This window comes from Priestia sp. RMT2NF4 (assembly GCF_047872835.1).
GTDB lineage: Bacteria > Bacillota > Bacilli > Bacillales > Bacillaceae_H > Priestia > Priestia zanthoxyli.
In genome coordinates this window covers 932,484-949,598 of record NZ_JBLQZO010000001.1, presented here as the reverse complement: position 1 = coordinate 949,598, position 17,115 = coordinate 932,484, and the positions used below count along the sequence as shown (strand labels likewise).

Below are 17,115 nucleotides of genomic sequence, written 5' to 3'. Positions count from 1 at the left end.
CGGGCGCTTGTTCGTTAACCGTTTGTTGTTTTTCTACATCGATACAGCTAGGAGGTTACAGGTTATTGAAAACACTTGATGTCGATGCTTTTCACGAAAATATTCAAGCTATCTTAGACTCTATTAAAAGTCAAAAAGAACAAATTCAGGGCCTGATTTCACAGGTTCAGGCATTTTCAAGCTTAGATGATGCGTTTAAAGGAAAAGGAGGAGAAGCGATTCGGTCTTTTTACGAAACGGGACATGCTTCTTTTTTAACGCTGTATCATTCATTACTCACTTCCTATGAAGCTCGACTAACTCAAATCACACATGCGCTGCGCTCATTCGAACCGAGCGAAGACGGCTACATTACGCAGCCCTTTCTGCAAGACACTATTCCCGCGCATTTAAATCAAACAAGAAATACAACCGTCTCGCTTGTCGATCAAGCGAATGCAGCGATTCAAAAAGTCAGTCACCTTGCTTCTGTTTCAGCGCTTAACGACCAAGGTTTTTTAACAGAAGTAGAACAAGCAAAAAACAAAGCGGACAAAACGATGAATGGTTTAGTCCGTTTTGACGAACAGCAAACGCAAAGCCTTTCAGTCATTCAAGATCAGCTGACGTCTTTAAATTCGCTGCTTTCTAAAGTGAAAGCTGGGTTTCAAAATGGTTCCATTCAGCCGGGCAATGTAAGTGAGCTGAGCGCGTTGGCGAAAAAAGCGATGACCGATTCAGGAGGCGTCTCGGTTTTTGAAAAAGGCATTCCAACAACCTTGACAAGAAAAGAAAAACAAGAGAAAGTGATAAAGGAAGTAGGCATTGAAAAACTGATTCAGCTTCAAGCAATGACGCCTGCTGAACAGTTAAAAGAAATTCACAAGCTTGAAAAAAACTCGCCTTACATAAGAGAAGTGCTAACGCAAATTCAGCAGGATACAGCACCTGCTAACATGAAAAAACTAGCGGAACTGTCACCTGCAGAGCAAGCAGTGGAACTAGAAAAAAGTCCATACCTGCAGGCGCTCAACGATTCTTCAACTGTGGGCATGCTAACGTCTCAACAGATTCTTCAAAACGCTACGAGCGTTGAGGGAATGCTTATGCAGTCGGTGGTGCGTCAGGGGCAGATTAGGAGTGTTGGGACTAAAAAAACAGCTGAATCCTTTGACTTTACAGAAATCTGTGAAAATCCTAAAGCTAAAAAAGAAGAAACCGGTATAAAAGCTTTAGTCAAGGACGTAGGAGAAGGTGCTGTCACCTTAGCAAAAGGTACAGTTACGGGTAATAAAGGAGTAGCACAAGACTTTTTGACCGTAATAGAACAGCGGTTAGATAAATGGGACAACTCCTGGTATGACTTTGGAAACCTTGTGACGGTAGGTGGGTTTGATGGAGCTATCGCTCTCAAAGAAGGATTGGATGAAAGAGGGGAAAAATCGTTTGATTCACCGTATGACTTTGTCAATCACGCAACGATGGGACTTCTAGATGTAGGGCAACAGGCACTTAATCCTGACAAACCTCTTTCAAAAGAGCACTGGGAAAACAGCATGATTCTGTTTGCAAGTATAATTGGAGGAGCGAAACCAGTAGGTGCCGTAAAAGCTGTTCCAATGGTAACAAACGTTCCGCGTGTACCTGCACATAAAGGGACCAAAACATTGAGTGATATGCGGAATGTTGTCAGCCCAAAAGCAGCAAGCAATTGGTCGAAGAAGGTGTATGAACCTGTTCAAAAGCAGCTTCAACCTTTACTAGATGCGGAGATACCGACTTTACGTCCTCAACCTCAACTGGTAGGGATAGGAGAGGCTTTGCCTGGAAAGACCTTTGGTGAAGCGTTAGATGGGTTAACGACGTATAAGATGGGGAATGTTTCAAAAGGCCAGTCGAAAGCGGTGGAGAAAGTCGAAAAGCCTGGTGGCAAGGCAAATGCTGAGAGGATAAATGATCAGGGGGCAGTGGTTAAGGGTACGGGTAGATTAAATTCAAAAAAAGATATTTATAAAGTATTACCTAAAGATGTTCACCAAGCACTAGAAGGCTATGATCAAACTCATAAATTCGCTGCGAATTTTAGAGGGTTTGAAGTAAAAGCACAGCGTTCATTATCGCATATGTCTGATAAACAATTAATATATTCATTTAAAAAAGGTTACTCACCAAAAGATGGAGCAAATGATACAATTATACTCCATCATCATGAACAAAAAGTTGAGGGCCCAATAATTGAGATGCCTAATAGATACCATGATTTAGGTAATAAAAGACAACATCCATTTGGAAATTCAGGTGGAGTTGGAAGTGGAGAAGCTAGGATAGAATTTAATAAGTGGCGTAAAGAATATTGGAAGGCAAGATATGCCAATGAAATGATTAAAAGGGGGATCATTGAATGAAGATAGAAATATTAAATGCTATCGATGAAGAGTTCGAAATGTGTCCAGAAGCCTTTGGAGGACCTCTTAATATCGAGGAAGTAAACCAAGCAGAAGATGAACTAAAAGTAAAATTGCCAGAGGATTTTAAAGAATTTCTTTTGAGATATGGTTCTGGAGCAGTTGGTGAGGCTATTATTTTAGGATTGAAAGAGGCAGAGTTTGTTGCGACACCATCATTTGTTGAGAAATCTCTGCATTTTAGAAAGGTACTCCCTAAAGAGTATGAGAATTTTACTGCTATTGGTATAGACGGTGCAGGAAATCCAGTAGGCTTTAATTCACCGAATATAGAAATTATTACATTTGACTTTAATTTCGGTGGGAAAGAAATCATAGCAGAGAGTTTTGAGGAATATTTAGAAAAAGCAATTCGTGAAGAATTAAATATACATTTTTAATATTCAAGATATTAATTGTAATATAAGATAAAACAAAAAAACGAAAATTAACTGTAAGCACTTGATTGTATTTTAGGCAACAAGTGCTTTTTTGTGAGAAATTACACCTTTGAAAAATATAAAAAATGACTGTATGAAGTTCATAACTCATGAAGGGCAATACCATACAAATAGTATTAGCCGCACTGTCACCTTAAGAGTAAGCAATTGAACTAGAAAACAGTCCAAAGGCTCAGCAAGATCTTACAGCACTTTCTCACTCTAAAGCAAAATTATAAAAAGCCTGAAATTGCAAGAAGTGTATATGAAACGGAGGCCAAAAAGCAACAACAGGATGGTCTAGCAGCTGTTTCTTTTGTAGCGGATATGGTGCCTGTGGTTTCCAATGTAAAAGGTGGATGGGAAGCAAGTGTAGGATACGATCCTATTACGGGGAATGAACTATCTAGTTTTGACCGTTCTGTTTCTGGAGCAGGAATTGTTTTTGGCGGCTTTGCGAGAGTGCCAGGGAAAGTGGTGAAATACGGAAGCGAAGGAGCAGAATACGTACTTCGTGTAAACAAAGCAGAAAAGACCGTAACCAAGCATAAGGTTAAAGATGTTTCCAAGGGCGAGTCGAAAGCTGTGGAGAAAGTGGAAAAGCCTGGTGGTAAGGCGAATGCTGAAGGAGTTCATGATCAGGCGGGTGTTGCTAAGGGTACGGGTAAATTTGTCAACAATGCTGATGATGTTGTATTCAAACAAAGTTCAATAGATAAAGCTTTCAGTAAACACAGAAATGATTTTGGAAGTTATCCTGATGGTAGCAAATCTAGTGTGGAATTATTCAAAAACGATGTTTCAGAGCTGATTAATACTGGAGTTCAAAAACAAGGTAAATATAGAAACGTTGAAGGAACGCATATTTACAACGAAACTACTAAACAATGGACTTTTATTAACTCAGATGGAACTATGAATACAGCTTTCAAATTAAGTGATTCACAATACAAATATTTAATTGAAAAAGGAGTTGTAAAATAGTGAGATTAGTTAATACCCTTCTCTCAGAACATGAATTAAAGAAAGAAGATATTGAAGTGATTTGCAATATATTTAAGAAACAATATGATGAAAATATAGAAGTAAATAGCTATAAATATGATGATCGTAAATATTATGAAACTGATTTTGATATAATTGACGTAGAATTTCTAAAGGAAAATATATATGTAGAAATTGATAAGTTGATTAAGATTCATGAAAAGATTATTCAATTAGTTAATCAAAATGTAGAAATAATTGTAGCTAATGATGATACAGATACGGAAATCCAAATATTCGAAAAAAATTGTAACGATATATCAGGATTTGGATTGTTTATTACTTCAAGAAAAATTCTAGAACTTGAACCCTATTATACTTCTGATATTTGCAACGCATATTTGAATTTTGAAAATGTTAGTTTTGGTGTAATGTTTGAATAGTGTTAATTAGGAAGAGACGGTTCTTCCACTTTAGGATGGATGAATGATTTGCTAAAATTTTTATAAAAGAAAAAATTATGAAATTCATGCTGGGAAATGAGATTTTACGAACATAGACAAGAAAAATATTTATGTTAACATTTTTTATTACTACCTTGATTGGCTAAACGCCTTTCAAGGTTTTTTTATAAAGTTGGATTTGGTAAAAAGGTATCCGAAGAAGAATAGATATAGTGATCAAGAAGTAATGAGAGTAGCTAACTAGGGGTAAGTCTGGATTTAACTAACCTTGACAAGAAAAGAAAAACAAGGGAACGTGATAAAGGAAGTAGGTCTTGAACAAAAGATTTAGCCCAAAAGCAGCAAGCAATTGGTCGGAAAAGGTGTATGAACCGTTTCAAAAGCAGATCAAACCTTTACTAGATGCTGAGATACCGACTTTACGTCCTCAACCTCAACTGGTAGGGATAGAAGAGGCGTTACCTCGATAGACCTTTGGTAAAGCGTTAAATGGGTTAATGACGTATAAGATAGGGAATGTTTCGAAAGGTCAGTCCAAAGCGTTGGAGAAAGTGGAAAAGCCTGGTGGTAAGGCGGGTGTTGAAGGGGTTCATGATCAGGCGGCTGTTTCTAAGGGTACGGGTGAAACTATAATTAAAACAGTCAATGAAGTTGATTATAGTGATATCCGTGCTTACCGTGATATTGATATAGAAAAAGTACCAATAGAATATAGGGCCGATCCTAGACTTGTTTCTGAAATGAACTATATATAAAGGAAAGAAAAAAAGTGGAGCAAATGCAGCGGGATGGGAAAGAAGTGCCTCTAAGCACTTTAATGAATTATTAGATAAGCATCCCGAATTTTTTAGTGAAGCAAATATTGAGAGGATTGAAAACGGATTAGTTCCTGTAGTAGATGACGACTTTATTAAGTATTTTCCTCAATATAAAGATTGTAAGGGTGATAAATTGATACATCATCATATAGGTGGTGGAGGTCAAGCTGCTGCTGTGCCACAATCATTACATAAGGGGTTTGGAGGCATACACAATTTTGAAAAAGAATACAAGATTAGAGACAACGACCCCTTGACTGAGATTGGAGAAGTATTTACGTCTCAAAAGCAGCCGTAAACATTAAGATAACGTATTAAGTGAAAATTAATAATATTTAGTGGAGGTATAAAAAATGATTTCACCACAAGATTTTTTAGACAATTGGAATAAAGACATATATGGTTTGGTTAACTATGATGAAAAAATAATTAACTCACTTCCCTTATCCCAAGAAACTAAAGATTTCTTAATTGAAGCAGGTTTTCCTGAATCTTCTCCTCCATTTCTAACATTTGAATCTGCAGTTAGCGGTGGTGGAGAAAGATTAATTGAAAAAAACAATAAATTAGAAACGACGTATCATAAGTTTTTATATTTCGGATTTACTGGTAGTGGATATCCAATATGTATTGATGAATCTAACTCAGAGCTCGTATATATAGATTATGATAATGATAATAAGGTTGTTTTAATAAATACTACGATAGCAAAGTTTGCAGAAGCTTTACTTGTCTACGTAGAATTTATAAAGAAAGTAAAGGCTGTTAACGGAAGAAGAGCTTATCTCGAAAAAAATGCAACTAAAGATTTGTTAGACTGGATTTCTGGCCAACTTCAAAAAATCGACGCTGCCTCTTTAACTAAAGGGTGTTTTTGGGAAGAGGAATTAGGTAGTTTTATTGAATAAGATTGTATAGAGGTTTTATACATTTAAGATATAAGCTTAAAGCACTTTATTGTCAATTAAAGGCAACAGGTGCTTTTTGTTTTTTGTAAGAAATTTATGCTTTAGACTACACAAAAATGCTAATAAATTCAACAAAAAGAAAAGCAAGTTATTAAAACAGTTGGACTAAAACAGCTAAAAGAGCTGGAAATGATGCATCCACTGGATCAAAAAAAGAAGCTCGAACAGCTTGAAAAAAAAGCTCCCCATGTTAAAGAAGTTTTTAAACATATTCAAAAGGAAAACAGTCCAAAGGTTCAGCGCGATCTTGCGGCACTGTCTCATTCTAAAGCAAAATTAGAAAAAGAGTTGAAAAAGTATCCGTATCTATATGAGAATTACAAAAAGCCTGAAATCGCAAGAAGTGTATATGAGGAGGAAGCCAAAAAGCAACAACAGGATGGTTTAGCAGCTGTTTCTTTTGTAGCGGATATGGTCCCTGTAGTTTCCAATGTAAAAGGTGGATGGGAAGCAAGTGTAGGATACGATCCTATTACTGGGAATGAACTATCTAGTTTTGACCGTTCTGTTTCTGGAGCAGGAATTGTTTTTGGCGGCTTTGCGAGAGTGCCAGGGAAAGTGGTGAAATACGGAAGCGAAGGAGCAGAATACGTACTTCGTGTAAACAAAGCAGAAAAGACCGTAACCAAGCATAAGGTTAAAGATGTTTCCAAGGGCGAGTCGAAAGCTGTGGAGAAGGTTGAAGAGAGAGGGAGGTTTAAAGAAGAGAGTAGCGGTAGTGGGGATAAGGGTAAGAGTAATAGTGTACCTTCTTATGGAAAGAAGTCAGTGCCTATAGGACCTTACCGAGAAGTAAATGGATTTCCAGCTAAAGTAAAGCCAGGTGCTCAAGAGAAACATATTCCTAATACGCCAAATTACAAACAAGAAATAGCAAATGGAAAAAACAAGAGTATTTTCTATGGCGATAATAAAACAGCACAAGAATTGCTTGATAAGTTTGCAGGGAAAGGTCAACTACTACCAAACGGTAAAAAAGAAAGATTAGACTTTGGTAAACCAATTGGAAAATACTACGATCGTGATACTGGTGAATATCTTGAAACTACTAGAGGGATGATTCATTACGGAAAGGACGGAGCGCATATAGTGCCTTCAGAACCATTAAAAAAGTAAAAAGAGAGGGATATACATGGAATATGATCCTTTAATAAAAGCGTTAAAAAATTATAAAGATAGTGACTTGATAATAGAGTGGGATAGTGGATTAAAGATTATTGGTGAACCAGACACACTCTTTGAAACAGACAATGGATTAGATGACGATGACGCAAATTATACCGAATATTATGCAGTTGCATTTCAAGTAAATGATATTTTAGCGCATCCTACTAGTGAGGAAAGTAGTTTATACAACTGGCTAATACAAAAAAAAGGTTCATTAGTTGAAATTTCACTTTACGATGATCCCCCTAGTGCAGTTTTTTTAACTAACGGAGAAAGTGTATGGAAAAGGGATAATCAAAAATAAAAACGTCACTTTAAACATATACCTTGATGGGCTAAATTACCTTTCAAGGTTTTTTACTTTAATTTATATTAAATCAGCGGATATTTGAGTGAGACGATAAGAAAATAATTTGTAGGGGAATAGAGAGCTCATGAAGCCAGTGATGACAGTTACATGGCAGAGGTAGTTATGACATGGAATGGCTAGAAAACTAACGATAATGATAAAGTTTGTGGCATTAAAAGGTAGGTTAGATAAGAAAGTTACTACTTTGTACAAAAACAGAACTTTCATTTTTAAGTAAAATCTTTGAAGAAGTGGCGTATAATTTGCAAAGTAAAAAGTATATTGAATTACTATATTACCTAGATCAAAGATACTCAGGCTTAAATTTAAAGAGAAGTATACAAGATTGCTGAGGAGTACATGTATTAACTTTGGGGTCTCAAAGTTTTTGAACTCAAAAGTTAACGCAGGAAAATATTTAATTTAAACTAATCCCTTCTATTAGAATGCAAGAATACACAAATAATGAAGTTGTGAACGAAGAGAGGTTAATCCTGATTTCAAGTGAATCTTGAGCAGCTATGCGCTTTTCAAATTTTTTAAAATATAAGAAAAACTGATGAAATGTATAATTAATGAAGTCAGCTATGACAAAATAAAATACTTGCTTAAGCTATTGTTGAAGAACAGCTAGCAATAAATTAATCAGTGGGTGAGAGCGTGGAAAATAATCCGAAAATTATTTTGGGAATACCGGGCACATGGAAAGATAGACAAGCATTTAAAGACAAATTTAACGAAAGTCAACGAGAGTTTGTATACCTAGGGGAACATATAGGTAAATTACAGACGCCTGAATATTTGTATCAAATAGAATTTGTTGACGAACATATTCCTTATGTAGCTGAAGCGTTTGAGCTTGGTGGAAATGGATCGTTTACAAAGGGCGATATTGAAACTCTTCAAAGTCACCGTAGTATGGTGTATATTCTTGCAGAAGGTGGATCACTTGAGCAAGTTATTGAAATTATGAGTGTCGCAAAGGCAGTTCTTCAATCGGGCGGTTTAGCAGTGAGCGTTGAGTCATCTGGAAAGGCCACTACCAAAAATAATTGGATAGAATACGTTAACAATGGTACAGAGAACAGAGCATTTGCTGCTTTCGTTCAAATGTCCAGAGAAGAAGATGTGTTTTACACCTGTGGTATGCATAATTTCGGCTATAAAGATTTACTAACGTCTACATCTAATACCAATCCAGCTGAAACGGTAGAGTTGTTTCAAACCTTTTGCCTATATACGTTAATTGAAAATCCCGTATTTAATAGTGGAGAAACATTTAGTGTCGACCCTAAAGCTCCGGTTTTTCAATTAAGGGCAGAATCGTGTGTGCTGTTTGAAAGTGATGATCCTTTTTATAACCCTTATGGGGTTTGGCGGTTAAATAAAATAAGCTAGTCATTTAAAGGACAAGGTTGAAAAACTTTGTTTTTTAAGCGTTAATCGGAGATAAAGGAGGAGTAATACCATGAAAGATTGGGAGTATAATGAAATATTTGATGCAATTCAGGAAACATATAAAGAATTGTTAGACGAAGGTAGAGGGTATAGATATGCTATAGCAAAACTAACGGATGAATTTGATAATTTAGGCAAGGTAGAAGATTTTATTGTGGATACTGCTATTGGAGAAATTGCAATTACTCATGAGCAAGTTTTCGTTGGGCACATTATAGGTATAACAGGAAGGTTAGGGAAATTTAACCCAAAAGAAGCGCAAAACGAGCTAACATTAGACGAAATAAAAGATTTATTGCCACGAATGAATAAAGTAATAGAAGGACTAAAGCATGTAAAAGCCGATCATAACCCTTCAGTGGAATAGAAACATTACTTAAGTACGTGATGAATGGCAATTTGCTAAGGTATATGAGTACTGCTATTGTCTAATGAATGAGTTTTGAGCAGAAGGTCCTTATTTAATATATAGAACAGTTGTAATATATTTACTTTTGACAGATTGTTAGTATTTGGTATATCCTATTTTTGGATTAAGAGTTACGTAGATTTAACTCTTTATACATAAAATACTAATTCAAAGAAGGAAGAACCCGTAATGAGTAAGAAAAAATGGTTAATAGGAGCAACTACATGCTTCCTAGTATTAGGGCTTGCGGCTTGTTCGAGCGGAGAATCAGAAAAGGCTAGTGGAAACGAGAAACACTCAGCTGAGTCATCAGAAAAGAAATCGGACGATAAAGAGCTAAATGTTGATGCGAAGTTTGATAAAGAAAAAACGGATAAATTATACAATACCGTCACCAAAAAATTAGGTGAAACTGCTAATGTTGATGATCTTACGATTACAGTAGACTCTCCACAAGTCGTACCGGATGATGAGCTATCTAAAAACAAAAATGGACAGTTTATCAAAATGAATATTACGATTGAGAATAAAGGAAAGAAAAATCATAAAATAAGTGAGCTACTTCATTTTAATATTCAAAAAGAAGACACTCAATACTTTGCTACAGTTGTTTCTGGTGCCACAGAGAATCATTTGAACGGAAACATTTCACCAGGAGAAAAACAAAGCGGTATTGCAACGTTTGATATACCAAAAGAAGGCGATTTTAAGTTTGAATTTAGCGGTTTTAGTAAAAATCGTGGTATTTGGACGTTTACACAAGATGATATTCAACCAGCTCAATAAGAATCAAAATAAGTCACGTGCTAATCGTGGCTTATTTTGATTGAACTCAGCAACAACTATGGCGCATGAACAAGGCAATTAAACAAATTTAAAATGAAAGAAGCATGTAAAGTACTGTTAAGTATGTCCTATGTAAAAGTCAACATACATGTTAGGTTTTATAACATAAATTTCTGAATAATCATTTACTTATTCACTTATTTCATGGTATGTTATATGACATAGATATTGTAACTTGCAATATGGGCTGAAAATTAGCCATTGCAATATATACTTATTTTTCTAAAAATGAACCTGGATGAGCTGGTGCTCTATACATATATGAATACATCTACGTATAACTAGTCAAAAAGAATGAAGGCTTTTCTATTTATAGTGCTGATTGTTCTTTGGGCTGAGTATAGTTATAGTAGGTGAAATTTTCAAGGCAGTTATTTTGGTTTTTAAGCTGAATTTTTGGAATAGTTTGTTATTTTATTAATCAATGCTTTGCCACTTAGAAGTAGGTATAAAAGTTTCCTAATAAAAGAAAATGCAGACGGAATTTAATAAGTTTTTTGGAATTTGTGGGCGATTTTCTCACTTTTTTATCATTTTTGAATAGTTTATAATCATCAGACAATTATACTGTGATATAGTTATAAGTGAGACAGAAAAAGGTGTGTTCTTAGGTCGCACCTGAATTTTTTTACTACGTAAGCAGGAGCGCCTACATCTTTTTACAAATATAGGGGATGAGGAAGGTTATAATGAGCAACGTGCAGAAAAAAACAGACGTTATCTTAATTGGTGCCGGAGTCATGAGCGCAACTTTGGGATCATTACTCAAAGAGTTAGCACCTGAATGGGACATTAAAGTATTTGAAAAACTCGCAGACGCAGGGGAAGAAAGCTCGAACGAATGGAATAATGCAGGGACGGGCCATTCTGCGCTGTGCGAACTAAACTATACATCAGAAAAAGCTGATGGATCTATAGATATAACGAAAGCGATCCGAATTAACGAGCAGTTTCAGCTGTCAAGACAGTTTTGGTCTTATCTTGTAAGCAGCAAGTTGATTCGCAATCCGCAAGATTTTATCATGCCAATTCCGCATATGAGTTTGGTACAAGGGGAAAAAAATGTATCGTTTCTGAAAAAGCGTTTTGAAGCGCTGTCAAACAATCCGTTGTTTCAAGGAATGGAGTATTCCGACAGTCCTGACAAACTAAAAGAATGGATTCCGTTAATCATGAAGGGGCGCACGTCAAATGAACCGATTGCCGCAACTAAAATTGATTCGGGAACAGACGTAAACTTTGGTGCTTTAACACGCATGTTGTTTGACCACCTGAAGAATAAAGGGGTTCACGTTCATTACAAACGAAGTGTAAAAGATATTAAACGTAAAAGTGACGGTATGTGGGAAGTAAAAGTCGCAGATGTAGACAGCGGAAAAGTTGAGTACCACACGGCAAAGTTCATCTTTATCGGTGGTGGAGGCGGAAGCTTGCCTTTACTTCAAAAAACAGGTATTCCTGAATCCAAGCATATTGGAGGATTCCCGGTAAGCGGATTATTTATGGTATGCAATAACCCTGAAGTAATTGCGCAGCACCACGGAAAAGTATACGGAAAAGCCAAAGTCGGAGCTCCGCCAATGTCAGTTCCGCACCTTGATACACGCTATATTGACAACAAAAAGACGCTGTTGTTTGGCCCGTTTGCCGGCTTTTCACCGAAGTTCTTAAAAACAGGTTCAAACCTGGACTTAATCAGTTCTGTAAAGCCGAATAATATTTTAACCATGCTAGCAGCAGGCGTCAAAGAAATGGCGTTAACAAAATATTTAATTCAGCAAGTGCTGTTATCAAATGAAAAACGTGTGGAAGAACTGCGTGAGTTTATCCCGAACGCGAAAAGCGAAGACTGGGATATTGTTGTAGCAGGCCAGCGTGTGCAAGTAATCAAAGACACGGAAGCCGGAGGAAAAGGAACGCTTCAGTTTGGTACAGAAGTTGTAAGTGCCGCTGATGGTTCTGTTGCTGCACTTCTTGGCGCTTCGCCTGGTGCATCAACGGCGGTTCACGTTATGCTTGAAGTATTGGAAAAATGCTTCCCAGAAAACATGAACAAGTGGGAGCCAAAAATAAAAGAAATGATTCCTTCCTATGGCATGTCATTAGTTGATCATCCAGACTTCTTTAACGAAATTCATGCGTCCACTTCACAGACGCTTGGTTTAATTAAAAAAGAGTCTGTTTATAGCTAAAGATTTTACGCCGTAACAAACAGCACATGCGTATATGAAGAAATCTACAGGCGTGCACAAACACCACCTTTTCTTGAGGTGGTGTTTTAATGCTCTTTATTTATGTAGAGTTTGATTTAAGAGTGGTATTGATTGCTTCCAGGCTGAAGTTTCAAATACTTCCACGCCGCAATTGCATCATCGCGGCTTTTTCCTTTGTTTTTCGGATCGTTAAAAAAATCGCGAATAAAGCGGTTGTACTCAAACTGAGGCGCAATTTCTTTTTGATAAGAAGGCTGCTTTTTTCGTTTTTCTTCTTCATGCCACGCTTTTACCACATCTCGATAGGTTTTCCCTACATTTTCTTTAAAGTAGTTTTGAATATACGTGGAAAAATGAAACGTAGGATGAATGGCTTTCTTAAAAAAAGCCCGTAATTCTTGACTGCAGCGGTGATTTTCCCCAATGACGGTATCTAATGTTAGCGGCGCTTGTGTTTTAGAGGACGAGCGTCTTTTAGGTCGCGTTGTTATTTGTTGAGTGTCACCGGTCGTTAATAACACTTCAATTCTTTTTGAAAGTTCCATTTTAGATCCAGACGGGCTCATGTTGTTTTCTCGGCAAAATTGCTGCAGCTCGGTTTTGAGCCAGTAAAAATCGGTAAAGTCTTTGATAAGTAAATCTTTTGTAAGTTCAGGTCGCATCGTTTTCACCTCCATATATTTACTATAGAACGTTTGTTCTTGTTGGTCAATTGTTTTTAGAGAAGTACGAAGGAATGTCTTTTATGTTTCTTCCTACATAGTGAGAAGAAATAGGCCGTTTATTCACTTCTCTTGCCCAAATAGAAAGCTGGCCGATGTGATGGATTTCATGAATGATGATGTGATGCAAGATGTCAGCTTCTGTGTAAGAAGTAGAATCCCAAGGGACTGTTACGTACCTTTTGTTAGAAAAATTCAAATGACTTAGAAAGTCGGCAATGTCAGGTCTATGTGCAGAAGAGAGCGCTTGAAGCTTTTCAAGAGTATCGTGTTCTTCAAAAGAAAGCACGATATCTTGTTTACCTTGGATAGCACGTATCCAGCTGTATTCGACATCAATAATATGAAACAGAGTTTGTAAAATGCTGCCCATTCCTCCAGTCCGCTTCTTCAACAGTTCTTTTCTAGAAAGTCGATAACACCAGCTAAACCATTCATCTCTCACTTGCCAATTGTATTCAAAAAACTGAATCATCTACCACACCTCACATGTTTTTTTACCTCTTATTAAATTAGATGAACGCTGGTAAATTCCTTTTTATAAAGAAGAAAAAGCGTCTAGGCAAGAGATCTCTTGCAAATTCCAAAATCAAACAATTACAATAATAGAAAGGAGTTGATTGCATGACGCTACATAAAAAAGTCCTTTCTACAATTCTAGGAGGAGCTGTCGGAGACGCTTTAGGCGTTCCAGTTGAGTTTAAAAAACGCGATACATTTCGGATTACGACTATGACCGGCTACGGTACATACAACCAGCCTAAAGGAACGTGGTCCGATGATACGTCTTTAACGATGTGCTTGATTGATAATTTAATAGACAAACAAGATGAATATGATTTGATGCAAAAGTTTGCGAATTATTGGTCGAATGGCTACTGGACGCCGTACGGAGAAATGTTTGATATTGGCATCGCAACAAGCGAAGCGATTCGCCGCTATAAAAGCGGGCTTCCTAAAGAAGAGTGGGGAGGAAGCGCTGAATACGACAACGGAAACGGAGCGCTTATGCGTATTGCCCCGCTTGCGTTTACACTATGTGATGAACCTAGCTTTACAAAAAGAAAAGAAGAAATAGAAAGAATTGCTCACGTCACGCACCGCCATGTGCGCTCTACGCTTGGTTGCATTATATATGTGGAGCTGCTTATTCGTCTTCTTGACGGCAACGAGCCTTTTGAAGCATATGAAAACGCGGTAAATCTCTGTCAAAAGCAGTTAACAGGTACGGAGTATGAAGCAGAGTTTTCTGCGTATGAACGAGTGTTAAACCTAAGCTTGCCGCACGCAGCGAGAAATGAAATCGGGTCAACCGGATACGTCGTCAGCTCGCTAGAAGCATCTCTTTGGTCTTTTCTGCAAAGTGATGACTACAAAGAAGCTGTACTTACCGCTGTGAATTTAGGAGAAGACACAGACACAATAGGCTTTATTACCGGTACTATGGCAGGAGCATATTATCAGCTGGATGGCATTCCTAAAGAGTGGGTTTGTCAGCTTGCTAAAAAAGAAGAGTTGATAGGAGCTTGTAAGAAATTTGCGGATGCGTGTGTATGAAAAAGACAATGAAAAGAAGCTGTATTTCACGAAATAGAACAAATCCTTATCAACGGAAACAAAACGCCCGAATATGCAAAAATACAAGTAAGTAATGATAAAAAAGGGTTCCTTCTTGGAGATTTTACTAGCGAAGAAACAAAAGGCTATACGTTTAAGAGCTTGCAAAGTGTGAAGTTGCAGCCGCATACAGGTCCTGACGAACAGCTAGAAAGATCGTACAAAGGAAAAGAAAGTGATCAGATATATGCGCTTTCTCTTGCAGATAATATAAGTATACAAGAAGTAACCATCTTAGGAATCTCACATCAGGAGACAATTTCTACTGGGTTATAATAAGGGTCGATAAGCAGCTTACCTAGATGGGCGAGCTGCTTATCTTTTTTAAGAATCTACCACAATTCAATTTGATTTACAATCCCTTTCTCTCTTAATTTAAAGAATATTCAAACAATATTTTTCCTTTGGTAACGGAAAAATATTGCGTTTAATTGAAAGCGTTTTCAATATATAGTGAAGGTAACAAGAAAACATCTTAGCAAGATACTCATCTCACTTATGAATGTTAATCAATCACTGATCAAGGGGGAATTGGAAATGAATATTTTACTATGCTGCGCAGCAGGGATGTCTACAAGTTTGTTAGTGACTAAAATGGAAAAAAGCGCAAAAGAAAAAGAGACAACGTGCAAAATCTGGGCAGTGCCAGGAGACGCGGTTAGAAATCATATCGATAATGCAGATATTTTACTTTTAGGTCCACAAGTGCGCTACTTGCTTCCTCAAATGAAAAAGTTAGGAGAGGAAAAAGGAATTCCAGTAGAGGTTATTAATCCGGTTCATTACGGAATGTGTAACGGAGAAGAAGTGCTAAAATCTGCTGAGCAGTTAGTTTCGAAATAGGAGGGAATCAATTGAGCAAAATGAATCGTGTACTTGAAACATATATTATGCCGCTTGCTGGAAAAGCTGCTCAGCAGCGTCATCTTCAAGCATTAAGAGACGGTATGGTCCTGACGATGCCGCTTATTATTATCGGTTCACTTTTCTTAATTTTAGCCAATTTGCCTTTTCAAGCCTACACAGATTTTTTAACAGAACACCCTAAGCTAAAAGCAAGCATTTTATATCCGTACAGAGGAACGTTTGAAATTATGGCTTTAGTAGCTACGTTCGGGATTGCCTATCGCTTAGCAGAATCGTATAAAGTGGATGCACTTGCTTCAGGTGCAGTGTCTTTAGCTGCTTTCTTTGTCGGTACACCTTTTGTTTCGTATACGATTGGAGAAAACGCAGATGGAACGGCTATGGTCGAAACAGCTTATCAAACGGCGATGTTCACGAGTAAAGGTCTTTTTGTGGGGATGGTCATAGCTGTTATCGCAACAGAAGTTTACCGGAAGATTATTCAAAAAAATATCGTGATTAAGCTTCCAGAAACTGTTCCGCCAGCTGTCGCCCGTTCATTTTCAGCTTTAATACCAGGGTTTGGCGCTGTAATGGTTATATGGATGCTACGTTTGCTTGTAGAAAACGTCGGAGACTTCGGGAATTTACATAATGTCGTGACGGTTTTACTGCAGCAGCCTTTAACTCATATTGGTACAAGCTTAGTCGGTACGATTCTGATTTTTATCTTAATTACTCTTATGTGGAGTACGGGGCTACACGGTGCGACGATTGTTGGTTCTGTCATGACGCCTGTATGGCTTACACTAACAACGGAAAACGCAACCGCTCTTGCTTCTGGTGAGCCAGTAAAGCATATTGTAACGAATGAATTTAACGATATTGTGTTTGTAGGAGGGTCCGGCACTACGCTTTCTCTTGTGTTGGCGATGGTGCTGTTTGCGAAAAGCCAGCAAATGAAGCAGCTAGGAAGATTAAGCATCGGACCGGGCTTCTTTAATATCAACGAACCTGTTATTTTTGGAATGCCTATCGTATTAAATCCGATTATGATTATTCCGTTTATTTTAGCACCGCTTCTATCGGTCATCATTACGTATGTATCAATGGATATAGGCCTCGTTGCAAAGCCAATAGGAATTGTCACGCCGTTTACAATGCCGCCGGTGATTAGCGGCTACTTGATTACAGGAAGCATATCAGGGGCTGTTCTGCAGCTTGTGCTAATGGTGGTATCGTTTGGTGTCTATTTTCCATTCTTTAAAATGTGGGACAAACAAAAACTTATAGAAGAAACCGGAGCTTCTATAGATCGTTCACCGGTAACAGAAGAACAGCAAAGTATTGTATAACGTATTTTAAAATCATTCATTATAGCGGAGGGATTC

Annotated in this window: 18 protein-coding genes and 2 pseudogenes; 18 read left to right on the top strand and 2 right to left on the bottom strand. The window is 37.4% G+C overall.

What is annotated here, in order from left to right; genetic code table 11:
* Positions 1–65: 65 nt before the first annotated feature.
* From ACMX9J_RS04810 to ACMX9J_RS04745, 14 genes and pseudogenes are all read left to right on the top strand, one after another.
* Positions 66–2,384, top strand: coding sequence for a T7SS effector LXG polymorphic toxin (locus ACMX9J_RS04810; protein ID WP_416225476.1), 2,319 nt, complete (start codon positions 66–68; stop codon positions 2,382–2,384).
* Positions 2,381–2,824 carry an SMI1/KNR4 family protein gene (locus tag ACMX9J_RS04805; RefSeq protein ID WP_063247811.1) on the top strand — a complete coding sequence of 148 codons (444 nt, stop codon included), beginning with the start codon at positions 2,381–2,383 and terminating at the stop codon, positions 2,822–2,824. Before ACMX9J_RS04810 ends, ACMX9J_RS04805 begins: the two co-directional genes overlap by 4 nt.
* Positions 2,825–3,064: 240 nt before the next feature.
* Complete coding sequence (locus ACMX9J_RS04800) at positions 3,065–3,847, top strand: pre-toxin TG domain-containing protein (RefSeq protein ID WP_310884526.1); 783 nt, start codon at positions 3,065–3,067, stop codon at positions 3,845–3,847.
* Positions 3,847–4,290: a hypothetical protein gene (locus ACMX9J_RS04795; RefSeq protein WP_416225475.1), complete on the top strand. Its 444-nt coding sequence runs from the start codon at positions 3,847–3,849 to the stop codon at positions 4,288–4,290. Before ACMX9J_RS04800 ends, ACMX9J_RS04795 begins: the two co-directional genes overlap by 1 nt.
* A 572-nt stretch (positions 4,291–4,862) precedes the next feature.
* Positions 4,863–5,066, top strand: coding sequence for a hypothetical protein (locus ACMX9J_RS04790; RefSeq protein ID WP_416225474.1), 204 nt, complete (start codon positions 4,863–4,865; stop codon positions 5,064–5,066).
* A complete protein-coding gene (locus ACMX9J_RS04785) occupies positions 5,059–5,427 on the top strand; it encodes a hypothetical protein (RefSeq protein ID WP_116740707.1) in 369 nt (122 codons plus the stop codon). Before ACMX9J_RS04790 ends, ACMX9J_RS04785 begins: the two co-directional genes overlap by 8 nt.
* A 55-nt stretch (positions 5,428–5,482) precedes the next feature.
* Positions 5,483–6,037 (top strand): SUKH-4 family immunity protein, encoded by a 555-nt coding sequence (locus tag ACMX9J_RS04780; protein WP_416225473.1) that lies wholly within the window; start codon positions 5,483–5,485, stop codon positions 6,035–6,037.
* A 189-nt stretch (positions 6,038–6,226) separates the two neighbouring features.
* Positions 6,227–6,649, top strand: a pseudogene (locus ACMX9J_RS04775) (pre-toxin TG domain-containing protein); the annotation flags it as partial.
* A gap of 186 nt (positions 6,650–6,835) precedes the next feature.
* A pseudogene (locus ACMX9J_RS04770) lies at positions 6,836–7,213 on the top strand (polymorphic toxin type 50 domain-containing protein); the annotation flags it as partial.
* Between the two features lie 16 nt (positions 7,214–7,229).
* On the top strand, positions 7,230–7,568 hold the full coding sequence (locus ACMX9J_RS04765; protein WP_311264615.1) for a hypothetical protein: 339 nt from the start codon (positions 7,230–7,232) through the stop codon (positions 7,566–7,568).
* 705 nt (positions 7,569–8,273) lie between these two features.
* On the top strand, positions 8,274–9,011 hold the full coding sequence (locus ACMX9J_RS04760; protein ID WP_311264614.1) for a DUF4261 domain-containing protein: 738 nt from the start codon (positions 8,274–8,276) through the stop codon (positions 9,009–9,011).
* A 70-nt stretch (positions 9,012–9,081) separates the two neighbouring features.
* The gene (locus ACMX9J_RS04755; RefSeq protein ID WP_311264613.1) at positions 9,082–9,438 is read left to right on the top strand and encodes an Imm3 family immunity protein; all 357 of its coding nucleotides are present in this window, start codon (positions 9,082–9,084) and stop codon (positions 9,436–9,438) included.
* 231 nt (positions 9,439–9,669) lie between these two features.
* Positions 9,670–10,266 carry a DUF4352 domain-containing protein gene (locus ACMX9J_RS04750; RefSeq protein ID WP_416225472.1) on the top strand — a complete coding sequence of 199 codons (597 nt, stop codon included), beginning with the start codon at positions 9,670–9,672 and terminating at the stop codon, positions 10,264–10,266.
* Between the two features lie 749 nt (positions 10,267–11,015).
* A complete protein-coding gene (locus ACMX9J_RS04745; RefSeq protein WP_013083523.1) occupies positions 11,016–12,518 on the top strand; it encodes a malate:quinone oxidoreductase in 1,503 nt (500 codons plus the stop codon).
* A 116-nt stretch (positions 12,519–12,634) separates the two neighbouring features.
* Here the strand turns inward: ACMX9J_RS04745 and ACMX9J_RS04740 are convergent, their stop codons facing one another.
* Together ACMX9J_RS04740 and ACMX9J_RS04735 are read right to left on the bottom strand one after the other, a co-directional pair.
* Positions 12,635–13,201 carry a DUF6434 domain-containing protein gene (locus ACMX9J_RS04740; protein WP_416225471.1) on the bottom strand — a complete coding sequence of 189 codons (567 nt, stop codon included), beginning with the start codon at positions 13,199–13,201 and terminating at the stop codon, positions 12,635–12,637.
* A 46-nt stretch (positions 13,202–13,247) separates the two neighbouring features.
* Positions 13,248–13,736, bottom strand: coding sequence for a DinB family protein (locus ACMX9J_RS04735; protein WP_328152923.1), 489 nt, complete (start codon positions 13,734–13,736; stop codon positions 13,248–13,250).
* A gap of 149 nt (positions 13,737–13,885) precedes the next feature.
* Here ACMX9J_RS04735 and ACMX9J_RS04730 point away from each other — a divergent pair, with 149 nt between their 5' ends.
* The 4 genes from ACMX9J_RS04730 to celB all read left to right on the top strand — a co-directional run bounded on the left by ACMX9J_RS04730 (position 13,886) and on the right by celB (position 17,079).
* Positions 13,886–14,818, top strand: a complete 933-nt coding sequence (locus ACMX9J_RS04730) for an ADP-ribosylglycohydrolase family protein (RefSeq protein WP_416225470.1) — start codon at positions 13,886–13,888, stop codon at positions 14,816–14,818.
* Positions 14,819–14,989: 171 nt separating this feature from the next.
* Complete coding sequence (locus ACMX9J_RS04725) at positions 14,990–15,154, top strand: hypothetical protein (RefSeq protein WP_155726331.1); 165 nt, start codon at positions 14,990–14,992, stop codon at positions 15,152–15,154.
* 261 nt (positions 15,155–15,415) lie between these two features.
* Positions 15,416–15,721, top strand: coding sequence for a PTS sugar transporter subunit IIB (locus ACMX9J_RS04720; protein ID WP_028413003.1), 306 nt, complete (start codon positions 15,416–15,418; stop codon positions 15,719–15,721).
* A gap of 11 nt (positions 15,722–15,732) precedes the next feature.
* Positions 15,733–17,079 (top strand): PTS cellobiose transporter subunit IIC, encoded by a 1,347-nt coding sequence (gene celB, locus ACMX9J_RS04715; RefSeq protein ID WP_274862434.1) that lies wholly within the window; start codon positions 15,733–15,735, stop codon positions 17,077–17,079.
* The last annotated feature ends 36 nt before the right edge of the window (positions 17,080–17,115 follow it).

Bases quoted from the DNA above. Each gene is read 5' to 3' on its own strand.
- ACMX9J_RS04805 (WP_063247811.1), top strand. From the start codon at position 2,381: ATGAAGATAGAAATATTAAATGCTATCGATGAAGAGTTCGAAATGTGT.
- ACMX9J_RS04780 (WP_416225473.1), top strand. From the start codon at position 5,483: ATGATTTCACCACAAGATTTTTTAGACAATTGGAATAAAGACATATAT.
- ACMX9J_RS04765 (WP_311264615.1), top strand. From the start codon at position 7,230: ATGGAATATGATCCTTTAATAAAAGCGTTAAAAAATTATAAAGATAGT.
- ACMX9J_RS04755 (WP_311264613.1), top strand. From the start codon at position 9,082: ATGAAAGATTGGGAGTATAATGAAATATTTGATGCAATTCAGGAAACA.
- ACMX9J_RS04750 (WP_416225472.1), top strand. From the start codon at position 9,670: ATGAGTAAGAAAAAATGGTTAATAGGAGCAACTACATGCTTCCTAGTA.
- ACMX9J_RS04745 (WP_013083523.1), top strand. From the start codon at position 11,016: ATGAGCAACGTGCAGAAAAAAACAGACGTTATCTTAATTGGTGCCGGA.
- ACMX9J_RS04740 (WP_416225471.1), bottom strand. From the start codon at position 13,201: ATGCGACCTGAACTTACAAAAGATTTACTTATCAAAGACTTTACCGAT.
- ACMX9J_RS04735 (WP_328152923.1), bottom strand. From the start codon at position 13,736: ATGATTCAGTTTTTTGAATACAATTGGCAAGTGAGAGATGAATGGTTT.
- ACMX9J_RS04730 (WP_416225470.1), top strand. From the start codon at position 13,886: ATGACGCTACATAAAAAAGTCCTTTCTACAATTCTAGGAGGAGCTGTC.
- ACMX9J_RS04720 (WP_028413003.1), top strand. From the start codon at position 15,416: ATGAATATTTTACTATGCTGCGCAGCAGGGATGTCTACAAGTTTGTTA.